This window comes from Microbulbifer maximicatervae (SeqCode), assembly GCF_052468295.1.
The window spans coordinates 3,966,008-3,989,007 of sequence record NZ_CP174340.1; the positions used below are offsets into that span (position 1 = coordinate 3,966,008).

Below are 23,000 nucleotides of genomic sequence, written 5' to 3' on the forward strand. Positions count from 1 at the left end.
TTAATTGGGAGAATTCAGTACAACTAAAGAATAGAAAAAAGTTACAGGGTCAGGCGGTGACCGTTATCACGCAACCAGCGGCGCAATTCTTTAAATCTGGGGCACACACTTTGGACTAAATCCCAAAAAGCGCGGCTGTGGTTATGGTGTTGCAAATGGCAGACCTCATGGGCCACCAGGTAATCCACCACCGGCTCAGGAGCGAGACAAACAAGCCAGTTAAACTGTAGCTCACCGCGAATACTACAGTGACCCCACTTGCTTTTGGTACGACGAACTTTTACTGATGAAATACTTAACCCCAGCTGCTCGGCCAACACATGGGATTTTTGCGTTAACAATGCCAATGCTTCCCGCTGGTAAAGGCGTTGTAAAGCAGTTTGCAGCTGCGTGTCATCGGGCTGGAGATAGCGGGTATAAAGCCCGATAGCACCATCGCCAATACCGGCACTTTTACTGCTTGTCGCACGCTGTAAGGGAAGCTGCTGTCCCAGCCAGGGAAAACTCTCACCAAAAGCGTACTGATATTGCGGCACCTGCGCAGCGCGCCGGTCGGCTGCGAGTAACTGCGCTCTCACCCACTGGATATTTTCCTGCAGGAATTCATGCCCATAACGGGCTGCACAACGCTGTGGAATTCGCACTTCCACACCACCGGAAGACAGTACCAGTCCCAGACGCTTGCGCCGGTTCGAACGCACCAAGCGATAGGGAATATCTTCAAAAATAAAATCCTGGGCCTGTTTCAAGCGGGATCTCCACTCGCAACCCAGGAGCTAATACTAGGCACCATGAGCTACAACAGCCATGGTAATGCGAGAAATACAACTGAGTTTACCATTGGGCGCATAGATCAGAATTTCCCACACCTGGCTGCTGCGCCCAATATGCACGGGTTTCGCACGACCGCGAACCTCTCCCTCAGGGACAGGGCGCAGGTGATTGGCGTTAACCTCCTGACCGACACAATAAAATTTATCGGTATCCACTAATAGGTTGGCACCTATGGAACCCAGCGTCTCCGACAATACGACATTGGCACCACCATGCAAAATACCGAAGGGCTGGCGAGTGCGATGGTCTACGGGCAAAGTCCCTTCCAGGTAATCATCGCCAATTTCCGTAATTTCCATTCCCAGGTAGCCGGGCATGCATTGGGATATTCCCTGGTTCAGTTCTTCCAGTGAAGGATCTAAATGCCAAATTGCCATTACAATAAATCTCTTGTGCGTGTGATACCGGGGCATTAACCCGGACTTCTTTACTTCAATCTAGGACCAATAAATTTTTTACTTACCAATAAAATAATCTGGCAGAAAAAAATCCGGGGGGATAATAGCCGGGCGTTAAATGCGTGGGGCCAAACAAGCCATAACGAAACAACTCCATATCCAACATCCGCAGCTCCCAGCGAAGGCGGCTGCGCTGCAAGTACAATGCCTGGGCCTGGGCTTCACTATCAGTGTTCCGATAGGCGTAATGCAGGGAGAGCAACTCGCGCTCTAAATTATCCCGGCGCCACAAAAGGCGCTGGTAATGCTGCTCTATGCGGTATTCGGCGAGACCGCGCTCGTAATTCTGTAAAAACAAATCAGCAGTAGGGCCAGTGCAAACTCCTTGGTAATTACGTCCCCTACGCCCCTGGTGATAGCCATTTTCCGCAGTGCAGTAAGTCTCTATACCCTCTTCATGGCCCTGCAGCCATGCATCGCTATCCACATGCATGTCGTAGCTGTCACACTCTTGGGCAATATCGTACACCAGCGACTGTGAGCGACCGCGAGCGCCGTCTTGCAGGCCCCGCTCATACCAGAGCCCCGCGCGGCACTCCTCTTCGGAAATTACTGCGCAGCCGCTTAACCCCAGCACCAGCAAAACGAGAAAAAGACGTATTTTTCCTGCAAACATAAAATGGGACTCCCGGCGCTGTACTTCCCGCCTGTTATTGGAATCCAGGTATCACTTAACCAAAGCGCTTGTCGGCGACAAAAGGATTGGTTTGGCGCTCCTGGCCAAAAGTGGACATGGGGCCATGCCCCGGTACAAATTGAACCTCATCACCCAGCGGCCATAGGCGCTCTTTGATAGAGCGAATTAGGGTATCGTGATCTCCCTGGGGGAAGTCCGTACGTCCGATCGAACCGGCAAACAAAACATCTCCCACCAGAGCCAACTGGCTGGGGCGGTGGAAGAAAATCACATGGCCGGGGGTATGGCCCGGGCAGTGGTGCACCTCCAGTTCCTGATCCCCTACAGTAACCGTATCTCCCTGCTCCAACCAGCGGTCTGGAGTAAATACTTCGACAGCGGGGAAACCAAACATCTGCGCCTGCATGGGCAACTGCTGAATCCAGAAATCATCGCCTTTATGCGGCCCTTCTATCGGCAGCTGGAGCTGCTTGGACAACGCCGCAGTGCCGCCTACATGGTCCAGGTGGCCGTGGGTCAGCAAGATTTTCTCCAGCTTGAGACCGCGCTCCTCCACCGCCGCCAGAATCTTATCGAGATCGCCACCGGGGTCGACAACAGCCGCGCACTTACTGTCTTCACACCACAGCAGCGAGCAGTTTTGCTGGAAAGGAGTAACCGGAACCAGGTGATATTGCAGCGACATAAGAAAGCGGCCCTTCATCTTTTACAGGAGACTGTTGAGGTAATTGGGGATTATACCGCGAGAGCCTGCTGAGAGGGTTGTGGGTGCCGATGAGCGGGCTTATTCACCGTCTTGAGCAGGGAGCGCACATCCTCTATCAGCTGCTCAACAACTATCGGGTTCCGCCAGTAATCCTCAGGGGGCGAGGGAAAAGCCACTGAACTCAAAGCGCCGTGATCACTCAGCGAACAAGTCTCATAATCACGGCACACCGCCTGGTTATAGGAGGGGCTCAGGGGCTTAAGGGGCCAGCCAAACAGGTCATTGGGGTGATAAAAATTCTTCCAGCGAAAATTGTATCCCCGGGTGTTGGAGGTGACCGCCTGAATTTGCTCCCGGGGTCGATCGGCGCACCACAGGGGCATTGTCGGCCCCAGGGTGTACCAATGGCTCAAGGTCTTGAGGCGCAAAAACCTCTCACGCGCAGACCCTTTGTGAACCCCCGCGGGACCGCCTTCACGCCAAACACCGCAACTGACATTGGGGCGCTGGGCGTCCCAGAGGTAATTAGATAGGTTGATACAACCCACCGAATGGCTGATCAATATCACCGGAGCCCGCTCATCAACCTGATCAGCGGCCTTGGCCAGCGCCGCATAGATCTCGCGCTGGGTCTTTTCGTAGTTGCTATCCCGACGATCCACATTGCCGGACTGCGCCGCCGTCTGCGACATTCCCAGGAGTAAATATTTTCGTGCACGCAGGAAGTCCAGCTCGCGCTTCTGCATACTCTCAAAGGTGCGCTCGATATTGCTCTGGAAGTGCTCCAGGCCGGGTAATTCAGCGCAGTAGAGACGCGACCACTCCTCCCCAAGCTCGGTTTCCAATGCCGAAAACAGTGGCTTTGCAAACGTGTTATCCACAGCCCCCATACCCGCAGCAGCAAGGATTACGATATCCGCCATGGCTTCCTCTTCTTATTATTCTATCGGCGCCTTCGCAGCGCTCGGCTTTTTTAAATGAATGAACATTGATGAAAACCCGCACAAGGGGCATTCTCACTGCCAAAGAAAAATCGAAAAAATACTGAAAATGGCGCGAGGGGAAGCTGCACAGTCATGCATCCCTTTACGAGCCGGTGTGGATACATCACAGTAAATATGAACTAACGTACCCACTAGTGAGCCGCAGAAACTGCATTGCGACGGGTTGAGATGACCGATTTAACCCGAATAGTAATATACTGCCCAAAGCTAAACCGGCGCCACTCCAATTTGCCACCCAAGAGGCGGAATCACCAGAAAGCTGGCCTATTACAGTGCTGTAACAATACCCGGGTCCTGGTGCATAATAGTGGCTGTACAAAAATCAAACATTTATAACAATCCCTCCCGCAGCGATGCTTTTAACTTCCAAATACAGCCTGCCGGATTGCCCCGAGCACGCCCTATCGCGCCCGCGCCTGCTGTCGGTTCTGAACCAATGCCACAGCGATCAACTGCTGTTGGTGACGGCTCCTGCGGGATACGGCAAGACCACGCTGGTTACCTCCTGGGCCTCACAGCAGGACAACCCGGTGGCCTGGTATACGCTGGATGCCAGTGATAATGAACCGAGTCAATTTTGCCGCTACCTGGTGGAAAGTGTGCACAGGGCGACCGGCAATGGTGTCCCCCAGACTCACCAGTTGTTGTCCGCGCCCCAGCGCCCGGACCCCTCAACCCTGGTGAGCCACCTGCTGTCGGAACTGCGGGGCCTGCCCAGCGAACTGCGCATCGTGCTGGATGACTACCACCAGATCGACAACCAGCAGGTGCATGACACTACCCGCTTTTTGTTGCGCCACGCCCCCGCCGGTGTCGGTATTGTTCTCACCAGTCGCAGCCAACCGCCCCTGGGTCTGGCCACCCTGCGAGTTCAAGGGCGATTACTGGAATTGGGCAGTAATGAGCTGGCCCTCAACATTGAGGAAATCGCCACCCTGCTCAAGCAGCGCCTACCGTTTAATCTCGACGGCGACCGCGCAGCCCAACTGCATCACCTCAGTGAGGGCTGGCCCCCCGCCGTACAGCTATTTACTTTATCTGTGCGCGACAGCAACGAAGTGGATCGCTATCTGGCAGAACTGGAGCAGGGCCACAGTCATATTCTCGACTACCTGGCTGAGGAAGTGCTGGAACGGCTGGAGCCCCAACTGCGCCAGCTCCTCTCCTGCACATCCATCCTCACCCGGGTTAACGCCCAGCTGGCGGAGCGCCTTACCGGTCGGCAAGATGGTCAACAGTTGCTGGAAGAAGCCGCGCGCCGCGGGTTATTCCTGCAGGCGCAGGATTCAAGTCGCCAGTGGTTCCGCTTCCACCCAGTCTTCGCCCGCTTCCTGCAGCGGCAAATCAATGACCGCAAACACTTGCTGCAACTGCACAGCACTGCCTGTGATACCTGGCAAGAATTAGACCAGCCAGTGGAGGCCCTGCGCCACGCTCTGGCCGGGGGCGACCGCGAGCGGTTAAAGCAACTGCTCAACGATCGGGGGGAACAGCTTCTGCGCGCGGGGCAATCGCGCCTGCTGCGGGACTGCCTCGACTGGCTCGGTGACGAAGCCCTGCAACACAGCGCCCGCTTTACCCTCCTGTCCGCCAAAATGGCGCGGGAGAATTTTGAATACGACCTGTGCGAGAAAAACCTGGCGGCCTCCGAAAGCTGGCTGCAGCGGGAGGACCCGGCACAGTGGCGCGACTTTGAGGGCGCCTTTGCCACCATGCGCGCCCAGGTGGCCATTGCCCGAGGGCAGACACTGCAAGCCAAGGAGTATGCCGAAGAAGCTTTGGCCCTACTCCGCGCAGACCAGCTAGGCGAAAGAATCTCCGCTCTGCTGGTCACCGGTGAGACCAGCTTCTGCCTGGGTGCCTTGCAAGAGGCCAACCGCTATATGCAGGAAGTTGAAGCCCTGGCGATCGCCGAACGGGATATCCCCAGCGCCGCCTGGGCCATCTGCCAACAGACAGAGATCGCCTTTGCCCAGGGCCTGCTGAAGAAAGCGTCCACGCTGCAGGAGAAGGTGCAGACCCTGGTGCAGAAAAATCACCTGTCCACACTGCCCATCTCGGAATTTGTGTGCCGGCTGCGCGGCCAGCTGCAATGGGAGTCCGGCGATCTGGAAGGTGCCGAGCAATCCGCTCGCCGAGGTATGCAAATCAACCGCCGGGTCGGCGAGCACTGGCTGCTGCCGGAGTACACCCTGCTGTTAAAAATCGCCCAGGCCCGAGGAGAGAAAGAGGAGTCCCTGGAGTGGCTGGAGCGTATCGAGCGCCTGCTCACTGACGGACGCTACCACCGAGACTGGATCGCCAACGCCGATGCCACCCGCATCCGCACCTGGCGCGCCCTGGGCAATCAGCAGGCCATCGCAAGCTGGTTGGAACAGGCTACTCCCGTCGCCGACAGGCCCAGCAATCACTTTGAACAGTGCCACGGGCGCAACCATGTGCGCGCGATGATTGAGCTGCACCACTGGTCCGATGCCAATCGCCTGTTGAGCCGCCTGAAGCAAGTCGCCAACGAGTGCGGCCTGGAAACAGATCGCCTGCGTAACCGGGTGCTGGAATCTCACCTGCTGTGGCTGCGCGAGCAATACCCCCAGTCTGTAGAGGCTATTAGTGAAGCCCTGCTTCTCTCCCACGAACGGGATTTTCGCGCCAGCTTCCTGCAGATCGGCAAACCTTTAATCGTTATCCTGAAAGCCGCCCTGGAAAATGGCCTGGGAGAGGCGGAGTCCAGCAAAGCCCAACAACTGATCAAAGCAGCACAACAGCAGCCAGAGCTGGACGGTGGTATTCGCATCGAACTGGATGACACCATTATCCGCGAGATACTGGCCAGCGATGCCGTGCCGGACTTCCTGCGCCACTCCCCCCTCACCCCAAGGGAATGGCAGGTACTCAATGCGATTCATTCGGGGCTGTCGAACGAGAAAATCGCCCGTCACTTTAAGGTGGCGCCGAGCACCATCAAGACCCATATTCGCAGCCTCTACCAAAAGCTGGACGTCAAGGATCGCCAGGAGGCCATCGCCCTGGCCGAGCAAATGCTTCGCTCAGTCCAGGACAAGCCTTAAACAGTCCTGCTCCAGCGGCACAGGGACGTGCCCGCTATGCTCCTCATCCCCGCCCGCCGATACCAAGCCACCCCAGGCCGGTCACCCTTTACCCCCCTCTCCCCCCTCGCCGGGGAGGAGGAAGCCCGCCAATGACTGCTCCATACTCACCCTATCCTTTAAAGGTGGACTATCTCCACATTTCAAATAATGAAACAAGGCAGTAATCCATGAGCGGCAACAGCTATGAGTGGTGGCGCAATAGCGTTATTTATCAGATTTACCCACGCAGCTTCTGCGACGCCAACGGAGATGGCATCGGTGATATTCCCGGAATTACGCAAAAACTGGATTATGTAAAATCCCTCGGCGTAGACGCCATCTGGATCTCACCCTTTTTTAAATCGCCGATGGTGGATTTTGGCTATGACGTTGCCGACTACCGCGATGTAGACCCTATTTTTGGCAACCTGGAAGATTTCGACCGGATGATCGAAGCGGCCCACGAGCGCGGCCTGAAAGTGATTATCGACCAAATCCTCAGCCACACCTCGGACCAGCACCCCTGGTTCCAGGAGAGCCGCGCCAACCGCGACAACCCCAAAGCGGACTGGTATGTCTGGGTTGATCCCCAAGAAGATGGCACCCCTCCCAACAATTGGGTCTCCGTATTCGGAGGAGGCTCCTGGCGCTGGTGTACCCGCCGCCGCCAGTACTATTTAGCCAACTTCCTCAAAGAACAGCCGGACCTGAATGTGCACAACCCGGAAGTCCAGGAGCAGTTGCTCGCCGATATGAAGTTCTGGCTCGATCGGGGTGTAGATGGTTTCCGACTGGATGCGGTCAACTTTATTTTCCACCAGCAGGCCCTGGGTAATAACCCGGCGCGCCCGCTCAAGCTCGACGAGAAAGGCCTGCCACCAGTCAATCACTACGACTACCAGTGGCACCAGAATGATAAATCCCAGCCGGAAAACCTGGTGTTTCTCCAGCGGGTAAGACAGTTAATGGATCAATATCCCGGCACTGTGACCGTAGGTGAAGTTGGCGACGACAATACCCATAAAATCATGGCTAAGTACACCACGGAAAAACGCCTGCACATGGCCTATTCCTTCGATCTATTGACCGAGGATTGCAGTGCGGGCTTCCTGCGCGAAACCCTGGAAAAAAACCGCGACGTAATCGAGAAGGGCTGGCCCTGCTGGTCGATCAGCAATCACGATGTACCCCGCTCAATAACCCGCTGGAACAAAGGCTTTAACGACGATCAAGCCGATGCCAGAGCCCCGCTGTTCCTGCTGATGCAATTGGCACTGCGCGGCAGTGTCTGCCTCTATCAAGGGGAAGAACTGGGCCTGCCGGAAGCAGAAATTGCCTATGAAGACCTGGTAGACCCCTATGGCATTAATCTGTGGCCGGAATTCAAAGGTCGCGACGGCTGCCGCACACCGATGCCCTGGACCAATACCAGCGACGACAACGCCGGCTTTTCCACAGCAAAACCCTGGTTACCCATCTCAGGGGAGCACCAACAACGGGCGGTAGAGGTTCAGCAGGACGCCCAGCGCTCCATGCTCAACCGCTTCCGCGCACTGATCGATTGGCACCGGGAACTACCCCAGTCGTTGGCGACAGCAGAGCAGGAAGTGATCAACACCGGCAGTGATTTATTTGCTTTTGTAAGGCGCAGCGACAGCGAAGAAATGCTGGTTGTTCTCAACCTTGGGCAAAGCAGTGGCACCCTGAAATTACCTGCCGAGTTCTCCGGTGCACACAATATTACCCCTGCACTGTTTGCTGGCAATGCGGAAGGAAATAGCTTAGAGCTCGCTGCCGCAGATGCCTGTGTGCTGCTGCGTAAAAAAGCCTGATTGATTAGCAATATTTAAAAGATGCCCAGCTCATAGTCGAGCCTGGGCATCGAGTAAGAATTACAGTCTCTCTGCAACGTCTCTTCCTTTCGACGTCTGCTTTGCCGCCGGCACAATGCCGGCTTTTTTCTGTTTAATTCCAGCACTTCATCATCTATAGCCTGCAATACAAAAAGCCAGATAAAAATATTCGATGTGACTCCCCTCTCAACGTAAGTCTTCGCTATTGGAAATAACAAAATGCAAGGCCAAAATCATCAACTAATGAAAAATACCAACCCATCGAGTTAAGAATCCTTCAACCTCAATTTAAAGCACTACCATTGGAGAGTCACGTCATATGATTTTTCAAATTAAAAATTGAAAAATTTAGAACGTTTATATAAAACCGATAATAGGACTTATATTTTAGCTACTTCGAAATGGGACAGTCCTTCCTTGAAGTACAAGGTGAGAGAGGCTTCTCGCAACCTTCCCACCCTATCAGTGAGACTAGTTTCCTTAACAAAATATATGAATTGCTTCTCCCAGTGAGTATAAGTTTACCTCTTCTTTCTAAAACAACCGTACTTAATTTCAAATATGCTACCAGGAGACTCCCGTGAAGCATTCAGTCTTACTTGGTACTCAACCGCGAATATCTTCCATAACATTGCTATTCAAACTGTCTTATATACAGCATTTCATATCTTGTTCTACTTTCAATATCAGAATTCAAGAGAAGCTTCTCCTATTTCTGGAGAGAGCGAGCTAAGTCATTGACTTTAAAGGAGGTGACACTATTGTCACGAGCAAGAAAAGCAGGTAGATATATAGCCGCTGTTATATATCTACCTGTTGAGGATTGCGCCAAAGCCTCTAACCTACTGATATTGCTATGTTTTTTGGGTAATCTTGGATGACTGCAGCAGAATTATATAGAAGGGTGATATAAAGACGCTTCTTTTGAATTAACTGTTATTGTGGCGGTCAATTTTTAGATGTTTTGTAGCTGCTGCAAGCATCAATCTCTATCTGAGCACACTTTTCCTGAGAGTTTTCCTGCAAGTTGGTACCGCAGTTCGGCTTCAGTGCCTTCGTTTTCAGTCAGTAAGCCCTACAAGCCTGCTAGGCCATCGTTGAGTGCCAATCAGATAGTTATCCGGTGGGGAAAGTATGGTATTTTCTCCTGTAAATTTATCGGGCAGTGGCCAGCCAAAGTTGGCTGGCAGAGAGCAAGTAAGTCGTTCAGTGCGCGCCAGCTATAACTAGGCCAGGCAAGATCGCCCAGCCGGAGGCTGGGCTGGACAGCCTACGCTCCGCTTCGGCTGCCCTTGCTGGCAACGTTAGGCAGAAGTAGCCATGAAGAAAATATTCTCACTAGAAATTGAGCATGAAGATGATCCTTCACGAGTTGAAAAGGCACAGAAACTGTCTCTCGATAGTAGTAAGCCTCACCTGGGACTGAAAGGTGTTTATGGTTTATATGGTTCTCCCGAATGGTGGGACAATATTTATAGTGGCAAAGTACCTAGCAAGACTTATGAGGGGGTCATTGACGATATTCACTTTACAGGAATGCATAATGAGGCTGAAGGCTTCACGCTAAAGCTGGATAACGGTGGTACTTATTCATACACCTGCGTAGTGAATCGAAGAAGAAACATGAAGCACTATCAAGTTGGCAGGAGAGCGAGAGTAACCACATTTATCGAAGTTCTAAAGAAAGGTACAGATCACGAATTTGTATGGCAAATAGAGGTGGAAAATACCTAACAAGGCAAAGCAGCATCAGTCGCTGCGCTCCTTGGACAGCCTTGCCGTTGCTCGTTTTGTGCATGGCTTCGCCATTATTGCACAAAACAATCAACAACAAGTCTGCCGCTGTTTGCGGCGTTATTGTGGCGGTCAGTTTTATTGATTTTTCGTGGTAACTGAAGGCTTAGGCCACTAAATAGCATCCGGCATTGAGCAATTTTGCTGATTGTTATTTAAGTAGTTTCTCTCCTAGAGTGTTCGCTCGGGTGTTGTAAAAAGAGGCAGTCCGCTGCAATTTCGCGGAGTGCCAATAAGATAGGAATTGATTGGGGAAAGTACGGTATTCTTTCCTCGTAAATATTGGGCAGCGGCCAGCCAAGCTGTGGCTGGCAAAGTGCTAGTAAGTAGTCCCGAGTGCGCCAGCCATAACCAGGCTAGGCAAGCTCGCCCAACCCCTTCGGGGCTGGGCTGGACAGCCTACGCGTTGCTTCGGCTGCCCTTGCTAGCAGCGTTATGTGATCAATAAGGAAGTATAGATGGGACAATCAGCTTCACAGGCTGCAGCATTTTATCGAGATGTAGCCAAGAATGGTAAGCTATGGACTTGCAAAGATGAGGGGGGGAATCCTGCCCCTTTAACGTCAAGTGGAAAAAGAGCAATGCCATTCTGGTCAACTCATAGTCGAGTTCAGAAAATTATAAAAAATGTACCTGCATACTCAATTTTTGAGCCACAAGAATTAACATGGGAAGAGTTTGAAAAAGAGTGGGCACCAAATTTAACTGATAGTGAGCTGTTAATTGGCGTAAACTGGAGTGGTAAAAATGCTACAGGTTACGACCTTGAGCCAAGTGATGTTATTGCTAATGTTAGCTATTACCTCGACAAAAACACATAACCAGTGCAGGCAAAATCGCCCGCAAGCGGGCTGGACCTCCCTGGCGGTCGGCCTTTGCTGCAGGCGTTACACATCACAATAAGCTATGAGCGAATACAAAGAGTCCTACAATAACTTCAAAAGCGTACTAGATACTTGCAAAAGTACTTCGATGGAGTATGCGGGAATAGCTTCACCAACTTCTGCTCATTATTATGCTTCTTTGATTTTCACAAAGCTATGCACCAGCGGGGTTACAGTTCTCTCAATATGCCCTCCGCCTAGTAGTATTGGGAAGAATATGCACTGGGACTGTGCGTCAGTGGCAACATTAACCAGATCAATTATTGAAACCTATTTGGTCTTTTTCTACTTGTGCGTTGAAGCATGTGACCCAGAAGAATGGGAAGCCCGCTGGCGCCTCCTAAACCTTCATGACCATATGTCTAGGCTAAAAATGTTTAAGGTTATGGAAGGTGCTGAGGATCAGGTGGAGCAATTTGAGAATTATACCAATGAGGTAAAATCAGATTTAGAAAATACTGAGTATTTTAACTCACTGAGCGGAAAGCTAAAGAAACATTATCTCAAAGGTAATAATGCATTTTTTAAAAGCCAGGATGAGCTAATTTCAGCCGCAGGGGGCAATGTCGATGAGTTCAGGTTTAGATATCGTTTCCTGTCAAGCCACACTCACTCATACCCAATGGGCTTTTACCGCATGGCAGAAGGCGGGCGAGGTACTGGCGTAGAGTCAGATCTAGAAATTGGATACTCAGGTATGTGCCTAGCATGGGCGAGTGAGAGCCTAACCAAAGCAAAATCTGAATTCATTAATCTCTGGGAAACTCAGCATGAGCCAGAAAATGTGTAACAAAGCCAGCCAGAGGGACCAAAAAACCGCCGCTTCGCTTTGGTTTTTCGGCCCCTGCTGGCGGCGTTATGTGAAAGGATTGGAATGGAAAGTCTGATTAATAGTTTTGAGCAGATAAAATTAGAATTTGAAAAGGTTTTCGAACTGATGGATGAAATTCCTGACGAAGAGTACGACCAAAAGTATATTGCTGTCAGAGGTGAGCTTTTAGAATTTTTGAAATCAGCTAAGGAAAGTTGTGCTGACGAAAGTTTCGTTAATCTGGAATCGCAAGTAATAGAATTTCTTTGCGAAAACATGGGCTGTCATCTGGATATGGAAGTTCTTGAAAAGTATTCCCCGGAAGTACTTTCTAGCGAACAGGTTAAATACATCCAGAGTAATTCGGCATTGGGAAGGTGGTTGTAGTGTTGTATTTACTTCTATCACATAACCAGGCGTGGCACAGGACACAAAAAGCGAAAAGCTGCTTTTTGTCCCAGTGCACTAGGCGTTATGTTTAAGACTTACCCACGTTTAGTAGACACCCTGTATAGTTAGGTTTAGGCCTAACACGGAGGTGTATCATGGGTAAGAAAAGAACTCAGGCGTATACGGAGGAGTTCCGTAGAGAAGCAGTTAAGAGAGCGGAAAAGCCTGGAGTAACAACGGCTTCTGTGGCAAGAGAACTAGGCGTCAGCGCACAGCAGATCTACAACTGGCGTCGTCAATTTAATCGACTGTCTGATAAGCAGTTCAATAGTTTAGACAGTGTCGACTATTCCAAACAGGAAAGCGCTGAAGTTCGCAAGCTCAAGAAGGAGCTGCATGAAGCTCGTCAGGAGGTTGAGTTTCTAAAAAAGGCAGCTGCGTACTTTGCGAACCACCAAGAGTAAAGTACGCGCTGATACAAGAGCATGTAGGGTCATTCCCGGTTAGCTTGATGTGTCGGTGTTTAGAAGTCTCAAGATCGGGTTATTATCGATGGCGGGGACGGTTGCCATCTGCTCGCACGATTAGAAAGATACGAACAATCGAGAAAATCCGAGAGACGTTTTCTGAGTTTAAAGGTCGTTATGGAGCGCCTAGAATCGCTTGCGAGCTTCAAGAATTAGGCGAGTCATGCTCGCGGAACTACGTCGCTAAGCTTATGCAACAGGAGCATATTAAAGCGAGAAACGGCAAAGGCTTTCGATATAGTCAGCCAGTAGAGAGGAATATCAATGTCGCCGCCAACCTACTTAAGCGTTGCTTCGATGTGGATCGACCAAATTGCCGCTGGACCAGTGACATTACGTATATCTGGGTTCTGGAGCGGTGGTTGTACCTCGCGGTAGTTATGGATCTGTACTCTCGACGTATTGTAGGTTGGGCATTTGACTCCCAGATGACCGATGAGTTGACACATCGAGCGTTGAAAATGGCCCTAGAGCGACGACAAATAAAGCCTGGACTAATAGTTCACTCCGACAGGGGTGTGCAATATCGATCGCAGAAATACCAGGATCTCTTGTCTGAAAGTAAGTGCAAGCCGAGTATGAGTCGCCAGGCTAACTGTTGGGATAATGCGGCAATGGAATCATTCTTTAGCAGGCTAAAAGTCGAGATGGTCTATGCCAGAGCATTCGAAAGCGAAGAGCAAGCAAAATCTGCAGTGTTTGAATACATTGAGATTTTCTACAATAGGGTTCGTAGGCACTCTGCATTGGGCTATGTAAGTCCAGCAGAGTATGAGCGAAAATACGCATAGTTAGAGTGTTTACTTTTTGTGGGCAAGACCAGTTTACGAGGAAGTATGGAACTACTAGCATTGAAAATATCCGTTGGATGGGAGGTGGTGAAAAATCATTTTTATGATATTGACCACGAATCTCAATCATTAGAAACGGGGCGGCTTAAGTATCCGTTTTATGAAGATATCTTGCTATTAAGGAATCGGCATTTAAGAATGTCTATTGATTTGGGGTGGACGCCTGATTGCGATCCGAGCGGGAGCTATAAACTACTTTTATTGAAATGGAACGACGACGTAAATATTGAGCCAACTCCTAAACAAACTATATCAAAGAATTTGAATGGCATTAAATTAAAATACGAGCTCGCTCTTCCTGTTAGTGAAAACTGGGATAAACCAGTAGAACAGTTTGAATCTAGAGATAGATTTGTAATAAGGGATAAAATAAACGAGTTTTTTACTAAAGAGTGAAACATAAATCGGGTAGCCGGTAGTTTCTAACTACCGGCCCCCACACCACCCATCGTGCGGGTCCGCAATGGGCGGTTCCCTATCCGTAATGAATCTCTACCCAACGATCTCGCAATGAGATCAAACCCATCTCTTCGAAGAACTCATTATTGAGCGCAATATGAATACCCTCAATTTTTGCGCTTCGCCAGTAACTTTTACCGGACGAGCCGCAGGTAACTGCCAGCGACTCACTCACACCCATACGCCGTAAATTTCGAACTTTCGTTCTCACTCTGCGCCAATTCTTCCAATAGCTCATTCTTAATCGCCGCCGTATCCAGCAGTCTAGATCAATACATTTTTGGTAGCCTTGTGCTATACCAAAATAATTAATCCAGCCACGGAGGAATACGGTAAGCTCTTTCATTCTCTTCTCCATCGAAATACCACGGGATCGCCCTGTAATCTGACGGACGTGATATTTAAATTGGCGCAGCGCCTTATCATGCCAGACAAGCTTTGCTCCACGGAAAGAAAACCCCAGAAACTTACACCGGCTAACGGGGACTACTTGGCTTTTAGCATCGTTAACTTTGAGTTTAAGCTTGCGCTCAACAAAGCGTTTGATGCTGGCCATAACCCGTTCACCTGAGCGTTTAGAGGAAACGACAATCACGAAATCGTCCGCATAGCGGACGAAATTGTGTCGGCGTTTTTCCAGCTCTTTGTCGAGCAGATCGAGTACAATATTGGATAGCAGCGGCGATAAAGGGCCACCTTGCGGCACCCCCTCATAACACGCTTGCCAACATCCATCTTCTACCCAGCCTACGCGCAAGTAGCTTGCGATCAGTTTGAGTAAACGCTTATCGTTAATTCTTTGGCCGAGTAAGCTCATGAGAAAGTCATGATTCACTCGATCGAAGAACTTGGATAGATCGACATCCACCGCTATTCGCTTGCCACCCTCGATATACTTTTGTAGTTTTTTCACCGCGTGATGCTGTGATCGCTTTGGCCGGAAGCCATAGCTAAACTCTGAAAAAGTCACATCGAAAATAGGGCTGATGATTTGCGCGATAGCTTGCTGAATAACACGATCAAAAATCGTAGGTATCCCTAGCCCTCGCTGACCACCATCTGACTTGCGAATGTAGACGCGTCTAACAGGCAACGGCTGGTAATGACCTTGCCGAATGGCTTCGATAATTTCATTCCCAACTACCTTGAAGTGCTGCACAAAATCATCAACGGTGACCCCATCAATGCCTGCTGCACCTTTGTTGCTTCGCACGTGTTTCCATGCAGCATTAAGATTTTCTTTGCTGAGGATGACTTCAAGCAGATTTTCATTTGAGTTGAGTGTCATGGCAGTGCGCTACGTCAATTTTATATCCGGCTGGCAACACATCGGTAGGCTAGCCCTGTCTTTTAACTCGTGGATTTTGGGTTCAAGCCTTCACCGTATCCAAGGTATTAATCTTGGCATTAGGCTACTATGCCGTCGGCTGACTTCTGTTCAATCACCTTGGCCATTACTGGCCGAGGCGCCGCTGTGTTCCACCAATTTTGTTTACCCCCTCGATGGTGGCTAGCGGGCTGGGCCTACTTATGAGTCAGCGGCCACGCTGACAGCTTTACAGGTGATCCTCCTACAGGGGACTTTCACCCCATTAGTTCACGCCCATGCTGGGCGTACATCGGGTAGCCGGTAGTTTTTAGCTACCGGCCCCCACACCACCCATCATGCGGGTCCGCAATGGGCGGTTCCCTATCCGTAATGAATCTCTACCCAACGATCTCGCATTGAAATCAAACCCATCTCTTCGAAGAACTCATTATTGAGCGCAATATGAATACCCTCAGTTTTTGCGCTTCGCCAGTAACTTTTACCGGACGAGCCGCAGGTAACTGCCAGCGATTCACTCACACCCATACGCAGTAAATTTCGAACTTTCGTTCTCACTCTGCGCCAATTCTTCCAATAGCTCATTCTTAATCGCCGCCGTATCCAGCAGTCTAGATCTATACATTTTTGATAGCCTTGCGCTATTCCAAAATAGTTGATCCAACCACGGAGGTATACGGTAAGTTCTTTCAGTTTCTTTTCCATAGAGATACCACGAGATCGCCCTGTAATCTGGCGGACGCAGTATTTAAATTGGAGCAGGGACTTATCATGCCAGACAAGCTTTGCCCCCCGAAAAGAGAAACCTAGGAACTTACAACGGCTGACAGGAACCACTTGGCTTTTAGTATCGTTAACTTTGAGCTTAAGCTTGCGCTCAACAAAGCGTTTAATACTCGCCATAACCCGCTCACCCGCGCGCTTAGAGGAAACCACAATCACAAAATCGTCCGCATAACGGACGAAATTGTGTCGGCGTTTTTCCAGCTCTTTGTCGAGCAAGTCGAGTACAATATTAGACAGCAGCGGCGATAAAGGGCCACCTTGTGGCAGCCCCTCATGACAGGCTTTCCAGCATCCATCTTCTACTCTTCCTGCACGCAAGTAGCTTGCGATCAGTTTGAGTAAGCGCTTATCGCTGATTCTTTGGCCAAGTAAACTCATGAGGAAATCATGATTTACCCGATCGAAGAATTTAGATAAATCGACATCCACTGCTATTCGTTTCCCTCCCTCGATATACTTTCGCAGCTTTTTTACCGCATGATGCTGCGATCGCTTTGGGCGGAACCCATAGCTGAACTCCGAAAAGGTTTTATCGAAACTGGGACCGATGATTTGGGCGATAGCCTGCTGAATAATACGATCAAAGATCGTAGGTATCCCGAGACCACGCTGGCCACCATCTCGCTTGCGAATGTAGACCCGCCTGACGGGAAGCGGCTGGTAATGACCCTGTCGAATGGTCTCGATGAGGTCGTCGCCAACTGCCTTAAAGTGCTGCACAAAATTATCGACAGTAATCCCGTCAATGCCTGCGGCACCTTTGTTGCTTCGCACATGTTTCCATGCAGCATTAAGATTTTCTTTGCTGAGGATGGCTTCAAGCAGATTTTCATTTGAGTTGAGTGTCATGGCAGTGCGCTACGTCAATTTTATATCCGGCTGGCAACATATCAGTAGGCTAGCCCTGTCTTTTAACTCATGGAGTTTGGGTTCAGGCCTTCACCGTATCCAAGGTATTAATCTTGGCATTTGGCTACTATGCCGTCTGCTGACTTCTGTTCAATCACCTTGGCCATTACTGGCCGAGGCGCCGCTGTGTTCCACCACTTTATTTTACCCCCTCGATGGTGGCTAGCGGGCTGGGCCTACTTATGAGTCAGTGGCCACGCTGACAGCTTCACAGCGGCAAGTTAAACAGATCTCCCCAGATAAGAACGTGAACTTTCACTACACAGCTGCATCATTTACTCTACCCGTTAGATCACATGGCTTCGGTGTCCTTGGCCACCTCGCCTCCAGGCTAAGCCTTATATGATGTTTCTGTCCGTCAGCTCGTAGTTTTGCTAGCGGCTTCCTCCCCACAAGACCTCACGGTATTGCAGTTGCCATTCGCTAGTAGTTAGCATTTAATGAAGTCCATTAAACGGTGATCTTCCTACAGGGGACTTTCACCCCATTAGTTCACGCCCATGCTGGGCGTACCAAAAGCGTGCAAAGGACGGCAAACTCCGCGGCACAAATTGCAATTGGCTGCGCCAATTTTAACGCAATTTGCACCACTCCGTTCGCCGCCTTTGACGCAGGCGTTATAGCTTCCAATCGGATCGAGATATTTAATGTTCAAACAAGTATGGAAAGGCTGGACTGCTAGTGTCTCAGTAATATTTACACCACTAATCTTAATTGCTGCCCTAATTCAGCCTGATGCCCCAGAAAATCTGCTTCTGGCTGTGCCTCTAGTTCCGGTCATTGCTGCTGGGCAGGGTGTTCTTATTGGTGCACTGGTGTGCTTTGGTCTCAAAATATTACCTAATTACCACTCTTGCTAAGTTATGCGTAACTGTATATAAATACAGCTATCTCGTTGATCTGCAAGGGAATACGCCATGGCTCGCAACAAGGTACAGTTTCAGAAGGGTATTAGTTTGACCCAATTCCTCAAAATGTACGGCAGCGAGGAACAGTGCTTCGATGCACTGTCGCAGTGGCGTTGGCCCAATGGCTTTAGTTGTCCTCACTGCGGGCATGACAAGCATTGCGACCTCGCTTATCGCAAGCTTAAGCAATGTAACCATTGTCGGCGTCAGACATCGATTACCTCTCGTACAATTTTTGACTCCACGAAGCTCCCCCTCACCACCTGGTTTCTCGGTATTTTCCTGATTACTCAGGATAAGAAGGGCATTTCCTCTATGGAGCTATCTCGACATCTAGGTATCTCTTACAACGCAGCATGGCGTATGAAGCAGAAACTCATGCAAGTGATGATGGACGATACAAACTGTCCGGTTTTATTGAACTAGATGATGCCTATCTCGGTGGTGAGCGTACTGGATGCAAGCCCGGGCGCGGAGCCAAGGGTAAAACTCCCTTTGTGGCGGCCGTTGAAACAACCAAGGAGGGACGCCCAACCCGTATTAAGCTCTCAATTATCAAGGGCTTCAAAAGCAGTGAAATTTCAACCTGGAGTAAAAAGTACCTTTGCAGTGGCAGCACAGTCATCTCAGATGGTCTTCCATGCTTCAATGCCATTAAGGAGGCCGGTTGTGTACATGACAAAATTGTTTGTGGTGGTGGCCGAGCTTCTGTTGAAGAGCCTGAGTTCTATTGGGTAAATACAGTACTTGGTAATTTAAAGAGTGCGCTACGTAGCACTTACCATGCTATTAGGCCGAAATATGCACAGCGCTATTTGGCAGAATTTCAATATCGCTTTAATCGGAGGTTTGATTTGTCGGCACTCATTCCAAGATTGATTTACGTCTCTCTTCGGACACCACCGATGCCAGAAAGGTTGCTAAAAATTGGCTTAGCATAAGTGGTAATTAGGAAATATTATCGTTTAAAAATTAGCATGGGGGCAAAAAGCTCTAACAAGTGACTATGGTTACTCGTCAAGTTTTTAAGCCATACTTTCATCCCAGTAGGTGTTGTTTTTCACCATTGTATTCAGGATCGTAATCTGCTTTCTCATGCAGGCAACCAGAGCAACCTTTTTAGGTTTGCCAGCGTCGACTAATCGCTTATACATGGGCTTTAGTTTGGGATGATGTTGTATGGCCGACATGATGGAAACAAAAAGAACCGTGCGTACGCGATGCCTTCCACCTCGAATATATCGTTTGCCCTGGAAGTTGCCGCTATCACGGTTCATCGGGGCGATACCGACAAGTGCAGCGATTTCTTTACGGTTCAATTGTCCTAGCTCAGGAAGTTCACTCATTAACGTATAGGCCAATACATTTCCGACCCCTTTGGCACTCAACAATAGGTCACGCCTTTGCCGCCACTCAGACACACTGTTAACCAGTTTATCCAGTTGCTTGTCGATACCTTGTAGCTCTTTCTTGATGGTGTTTAGAATGGTCTGTATAGGTTTGTGTACTGATTTCGGCATTCTCTGAAGCCGATTCTTTTGCATTGTACTCATCTCTAAACACTGACTTCTTACCGCCAGTAAGTCACTGATCTCCCTAAGCTTTTCTGGTTTTAGCACCGACAGCCCTGGCTTCATGGCCTCACCAAAATGTGCAATATCCATTGCATCTAGCTTGTCAGTTTTGGCGAGGCGCCCTGCGGATTTAGCGAAGCTCCTTATCTGCGAAGGATTGCAAACAACAATAGGTAATCCGGCTTTGTCGGCGGCGCAAACAAACTCTAACTCGAGCCTTCCCGTAGACTCTATTAATACTCTTTGAGGTTTAAGAGGTTGTAGTTGTTTAATGGCATCTTTAATGCCATTTTTATCATTGGCAACACTAAAGAACTGGCCAGTAGGTCTCACATAAATATCGAGTTGTTTACTGCTGGTATCGATACCGACATTGATCTCTTGAGGTTCCATAAGATAAGCTATCTCCGCCTTGCTATTCGGGCTCGAGGCCCACATGACTATCCGAGTTATGCCTAGTGAGTGCTTATCACGTTCATACTTGTTATCGGTCTTTTACGAACCAGCCAAGCAGCGAACTGTGATAAACAAGGCCTTCGGTGGCCGCCGAAGGTGGGTCTCAATTTACCCGTTAACGAAAAGGATTTTCAACATCAGAATCGGGCAAGAACAACCATACAAGTACAAGCAGGTTGCTATGGGCCTTTGGCCCTTCGCGAGACGGCCTACGCTTCGCTCCAGCCGCCCCTGTTGTAATCGTTATATTTACTGAGAGATCGAAAAATGACTAATAATACTTTCTACCCATTTAAACTTTCTGAATATGGTGGCGCATATAGCTTATTGCTAACTGATCTGAAATGGGATGCATTTGAAGAAGCAGGTTTTCTTGGAAATGGTCATGATTGGAATCGACTGATCGAAAACCTATGTAAAGATAAACAAATAGATCTGATTCAAGCTTTGGAGTTTGATTCAGAGGCCGATATGTTCTGTGTTAGAAGCCATAACAAGGAAGTTTTGGAAAAAATATCAGAGTTTGTTTCTGAGTTTTATGATGATAAAGATTCTCTTTTGAATCATATATCCAAATATGCACAATACGGTTGAAATCAAAAAATACAACGAGTCAAAGCACTCAGACGCAGCATAGCTTCGCCGGTGTTTGAGGCGTTATTATACGACTGAAGTATGAACGAGAATCTCCTTAAGATCATCAATGAGCGTCAGTTGGTCTCTGCGATGAACAAAACAAAGTGGCGTGAGTTATGCGGGGATTTTGAAGAACTTCATTCTCTGAATATCTGTATCAGATATAAGCTAATTACGTCAGATGAGATTTTTGGTTTTAGCCCAGTTTGGTGGGATCAATTGTTCGAAGATACTTCGGCAATAGAGTGGCTAGATTTCAACCCCATTGTGAGTGAATATCGGGGTCGTCTCGTATCAGATAAAGAGACAAATAGGTCAGCTGAGATTCTAAGTGTCCTAAAGAGTCGCGGAATTAGATATTCCAATCAGGAGTCATACTTCCGGGTATGGGGGTACTTAACACCGGGGGCTTGCCCTGAATTCGTATAAATCGGGTAGCCGGTAGTTTTTAGCTACCGGCCCCCACACCACCCATCATGCGGGTCCGCAATGGGCGGTTCCCTATCCGTAATGAATCTCTACCCAACGATCTCGCATTGAAATCAAACCCATCTCTTCGAAGAACTCATTATTGAGCGCAATATGAATACCCTCAGTTTTTGCGCTTCGCCAGTAACTTTTACCGGACGAGCCGCAGGTAACTGCCAGCGATTCACTCACACCCATACGCAGTAAATTTCGAACTTTCGTTCTCACTCTGCGCCAATTCTTCCAATAGCTCATTCTTAATCGCCGCCGTATCCAGCAGTCTAGATCTATACATTTTTGATAGCCTTGCGCTATTCCAAAATAGTTGATCCAACCACGGAGGTATACGGTAAGTTCTTTCAGTTTCTTTTCCATAGAGATACCACGAGATCGCCCTGTAATCTGGCGGACGCAGTATTTAAATTGGAGCAGGGACTTATCATGCCAGACAAGCTTTGCCCCCCGAAAAGAGAAACCTAGGAACTTACAACGGCTGACAGGAACCACTTGGCTTTTAGTATCGTTAACTTTGAGCTTAAGCTTGCGCTCAACAAAGCGTTTAATACTCACCATAACCCGCTCACCCGCGCGTTTAGAGGAAACCACAATCACAAAATCGTCCGCATAACGGACGAAATTGTGTCGGCGTTTTTCCAGCTCTTTGTCGAGCAAATCGAGTACAATGTTGGACAGCAGCGGCGATAAAGGGCCACCTTGTGGTACCCCCTCATAACACGCTTTCCAGCATCCATCTTCTACTCTTCCTGCACGCAAGTAGCTTGCGATCAGTTTGAGTAAGCGCTTATCGCTGATTCTTTGGCCAAGTAAACTCATGAGGAAATCATGATTTACCCGATCGAAGAATTTAGATAAATCGACATCCACTGCTATTCGTTTCCCTCCCTCGATATACTTTCGCAGCTTTTTTACCGCATGATGCTGCGATCGCTTTGGGCGGAACCCATAGCTGAACTCCGAAAAGGTTTTATCGAAACTGGGACCGATGATTTGGGCGATAGCCTGCTGAATAACACGATCAAAGATCGTAGGTATCCCGAGACCACGCTGGCCACCATCTGGCTTGTGAATGTAGACGCGCCTGACGGGAAGCGGCCGGTAATGACCCTGTCGAATGGTCTCGATGAGGTCGTCGCCAACTGCCTTAAAGTGCTGCACAAAATTATCGACAGTAATCCCGTCAATGCCTGCGGCACCTTTGTTGCTTCGCACATGTTTCCATGCAGCATTAAGATTTTCTTTGCTGAGGATGACTTCAAGCAGATTTTCATTTGAGTTGAGTGTCATGGCAGTGCGCTACGTCAATTTTATATCCGGCTGGCAACATATCAGTAGGCTAGCCCTGTCTTTTAACTCATGGATTTTGGGTTCAGGCCTTCACCGTATCCAAGGTATTAATCTTGGTATTAGGCTACTATGCCGTCGGCTGACTTCTGTTTAATCACCTTGATCATTACTGACCAAGGCGCCGCTGTGTTCCACCATTTTTGTCTACCCCACGATGGTGGCTAGCGGGCTGGGCCTACTTATGAGTCAGCGGCCACGCTGACAGCTTCACAGCAGCAAGCTAAACAGATCTCCCCAGATAAGAACGTGAACTTTCACTACACAACTGCATCAT

The 23,000-nt window shown here is 49.4% G+C and carries 20 protein-coding genes and 1 pseudogene; 12 read left to right on the forward strand and 9 right to left on the reverse strand.

The features are described from left to right. Positions 1 to 41: 41 nt before the first annotated feature. The 5 genes from ACJJIQ_RS17615 to ACJJIQ_RS17635 form a co-directional block, all read right to left on the reverse strand. Entirely contained in the window at positions 42 to 749 is a 708-nt protein-coding gene (locus ACJJIQ_RS17615; RefSeq protein WP_445355579.1) for a M48 family metallopeptidase, read from the reverse strand. A 33-nt stretch (positions 750 to 782) separates the two neighbouring features. Continuing rightward, positions 783 to 1,211: a hotdog fold thioesterase gene (locus ACJJIQ_RS17620; protein ID WP_444892114.1), complete on the reverse strand. Its 429-nt coding sequence runs from the start codon at positions 1,209 to 1,211 to the stop codon at positions 783 to 785. An 82-nt stretch (positions 1,212 to 1,293) separates the two neighbouring features. Next, the gene (locus tag ACJJIQ_RS17625; protein WP_108734663.1) at positions 1,294 to 1,908 is read right to left on the reverse strand and encodes a DUF2799 domain-containing protein; all 615 of its coding nucleotides are present in this window, start codon (positions 1,906 to 1,908) and stop codon (positions 1,294 to 1,296) included. A 55-nt stretch (positions 1,909 to 1,963) separates the two neighbouring features. Then, positions 1,964 to 2,614 (reverse strand): MBL fold metallo-hydrolase, encoded by a 651-nt coding sequence (locus ACJJIQ_RS17630; RefSeq protein ID WP_444926023.1) that lies wholly within the window; start codon positions 2,612 to 2,614, stop codon positions 1,964 to 1,966. Between the two features lie 50 nt (positions 2,615 to 2,664). Further along, the gene (locus tag ACJJIQ_RS17635) at positions 2,665 to 3,558 is read right to left on the reverse strand and encodes a hypothetical protein (RefSeq protein ID WP_445362586.1); all 894 of its coding nucleotides are present in this window, start codon (positions 3,556 to 3,558) and stop codon (positions 2,665 to 2,667) included. Positions 3,559 to 3,992: 434 nt separating this feature from the next. On the opposite strand from ACJJIQ_RS17635, the gene malT reads away from it, so the two are divergent. The 9 genes from malT (at position 3,993) to ACJJIQ_RS17680 (ending at position 14,234) form a co-directional block, all read left to right on the forward strand. Continuing rightward, positions 3,993 to 6,707, forward strand: coding sequence for an HTH-type transcriptional regulator MalT (gene malT / locus ACJJIQ_RS17640; RefSeq protein ID WP_445355578.1), 2,715 nt, complete (start codon positions 3,993 to 3,995; stop codon positions 6,705 to 6,707). Positions 6,708 to 6,916: 209 nt separating this feature from the next. After that, a complete protein-coding gene (locus ACJJIQ_RS17645; protein ID WP_445362587.1) occupies positions 6,917 to 8,560 on the forward strand; it encodes an alpha-amylase family glycosyl hydrolase in 1,644 nt (547 codons plus the stop codon). Positions 8,561 to 9,901: 1,341 nt separating this feature from the next. Beyond that, entirely contained in the window at positions 9,902 to 10,315 is a 414-nt protein-coding gene (locus ACJJIQ_RS17650) for an immunity protein RhsI2 family protein (RefSeq protein WP_413662944.1), read from the forward strand. Between the two features lie 518 nt (positions 10,316 to 10,833). Then, a complete protein-coding gene (locus ACJJIQ_RS17655; RefSeq protein ID WP_413662918.1) occupies positions 10,834 to 11,196 on the forward strand; it encodes a DUF2750 domain-containing protein in 363 nt (120 codons plus the stop codon). Between the two features lie 85 nt (positions 11,197 to 11,281). After that, the gene (locus ACJJIQ_RS17660; protein WP_413662299.1) at positions 11,282 to 12,049 is read left to right on the forward strand and encodes a DUF5677 domain-containing protein; all 768 of its coding nucleotides are present in this window, start codon (positions 11,282 to 11,284) and stop codon (positions 12,047 to 12,049) included. 84 nt (positions 12,050 to 12,133) lie between these two features. Next, entirely contained in the window at positions 12,134 to 12,457 is a 324-nt protein-coding gene (locus ACJJIQ_RS17665; protein WP_445362588.1) for a hypothetical protein, read from the forward strand. 158 nt (positions 12,458 to 12,615) lie between these two features. Next, entirely contained in the window at positions 12,616 to 12,924 is a 309-nt protein-coding gene (locus tag ACJJIQ_RS17670; RefSeq protein ID WP_445362589.1) for a transposase, read from the forward strand. A gap of 11 nt (positions 12,925 to 12,935) precedes the next feature. Next, entirely contained in the window at positions 12,936 to 13,778 is an 843-nt protein-coding gene (locus ACJJIQ_RS17675) for an IS3 family transposase (protein WP_445364828.1), read from the forward strand. Between the two features lie 45 nt (positions 13,779 to 13,823). After that, complete coding sequence (locus ACJJIQ_RS17680; RefSeq protein WP_445362590.1) at positions 13,824 to 14,234, forward strand: hypothetical protein; 411 nt, start codon at positions 13,824 to 13,826, stop codon at positions 14,232 to 14,234. A 79-nt stretch (positions 14,235 to 14,313) separates the two neighbouring features. Here ACJJIQ_RS17680 and ltrA (ACJJIQ_RS17685) read toward each other — a convergent pair whose 3' ends face one another. Together ltrA (ACJJIQ_RS17685) and ltrA (ACJJIQ_RS17690) are read right to left on the reverse strand one after the other, a co-directional pair. Then, positions 14,314 to 15,585: a group II intron reverse transcriptase/maturase gene (gene ltrA, locus ACJJIQ_RS17685; RefSeq protein WP_445362591.1), complete on the reverse strand. Its 1,272-nt coding sequence runs from the start codon at positions 15,583 to 15,585 to the stop codon at positions 14,314 to 14,316. A gap of 402 nt (positions 15,586 to 15,987) precedes the next feature. After that, positions 15,988 to 17,259, reverse strand: a complete 1,272-nt coding sequence (gene ltrA, locus ACJJIQ_RS17690; RefSeq protein ID WP_445362592.1) for a group II intron reverse transcriptase/maturase — start codon at positions 17,257 to 17,259, stop codon at positions 15,988 to 15,990. Positions 17,260 to 18,236: 977 nt separating this feature from the next. Between ltrA (ACJJIQ_RS17690) and ACJJIQ_RS17695 the strand changes: the two are divergent. Then, positions 18,237 to 19,168: pseudogene (locus ACJJIQ_RS17695) on the forward strand (IS1595 family transposase). Between the two features lie 84 nt (positions 19,169 to 19,252). Here the strand turns inward: ACJJIQ_RS17695 and ACJJIQ_RS17700 are convergent. Next, complete coding sequence (locus tag ACJJIQ_RS17700; protein ID WP_413662913.1) at positions 19,253 to 20,194, reverse strand: IS110 family RNA-guided transposase; 942 nt, start codon at positions 20,192 to 20,194, stop codon at positions 19,253 to 19,255. 330 nt (positions 20,195 to 20,524) lie between these two features. Here ACJJIQ_RS17700 and ACJJIQ_RS17705 point away from each other — a divergent pair, with 330 nt between their 5' ends. After that, positions 20,525 to 20,851: an Imm51 family immunity protein gene (locus ACJJIQ_RS17705; RefSeq protein ID WP_445362593.1), complete on the forward strand. Its 327-nt coding sequence runs from the start codon at positions 20,525 to 20,527 to the stop codon at positions 20,849 to 20,851. A gap of 81 nt (positions 20,852 to 20,932) precedes the next feature. Beyond that, on the forward strand, positions 20,933 to 21,322 hold the full coding sequence (locus ACJJIQ_RS17710) for a DUF6678 family protein (RefSeq protein WP_445362594.1): 390 nt from the start codon (positions 20,933 to 20,935) through the stop codon (positions 21,320 to 21,322). A 72-nt stretch (positions 21,323 to 21,394) separates the two neighbouring features. Here ACJJIQ_RS17710 and ltrA (ACJJIQ_RS17715) read toward each other — a convergent pair whose 3' ends face one another. Next, positions 21,395 to 22,666: a group II intron reverse transcriptase/maturase gene (gene ltrA / locus ACJJIQ_RS17715; protein WP_445362209.1), complete on the reverse strand. Its 1,272-nt coding sequence runs from the start codon at positions 22,664 to 22,666 to the stop codon at positions 21,395 to 21,397. Positions 22,667 to 23,000 lie beyond the last annotated feature (334 nt).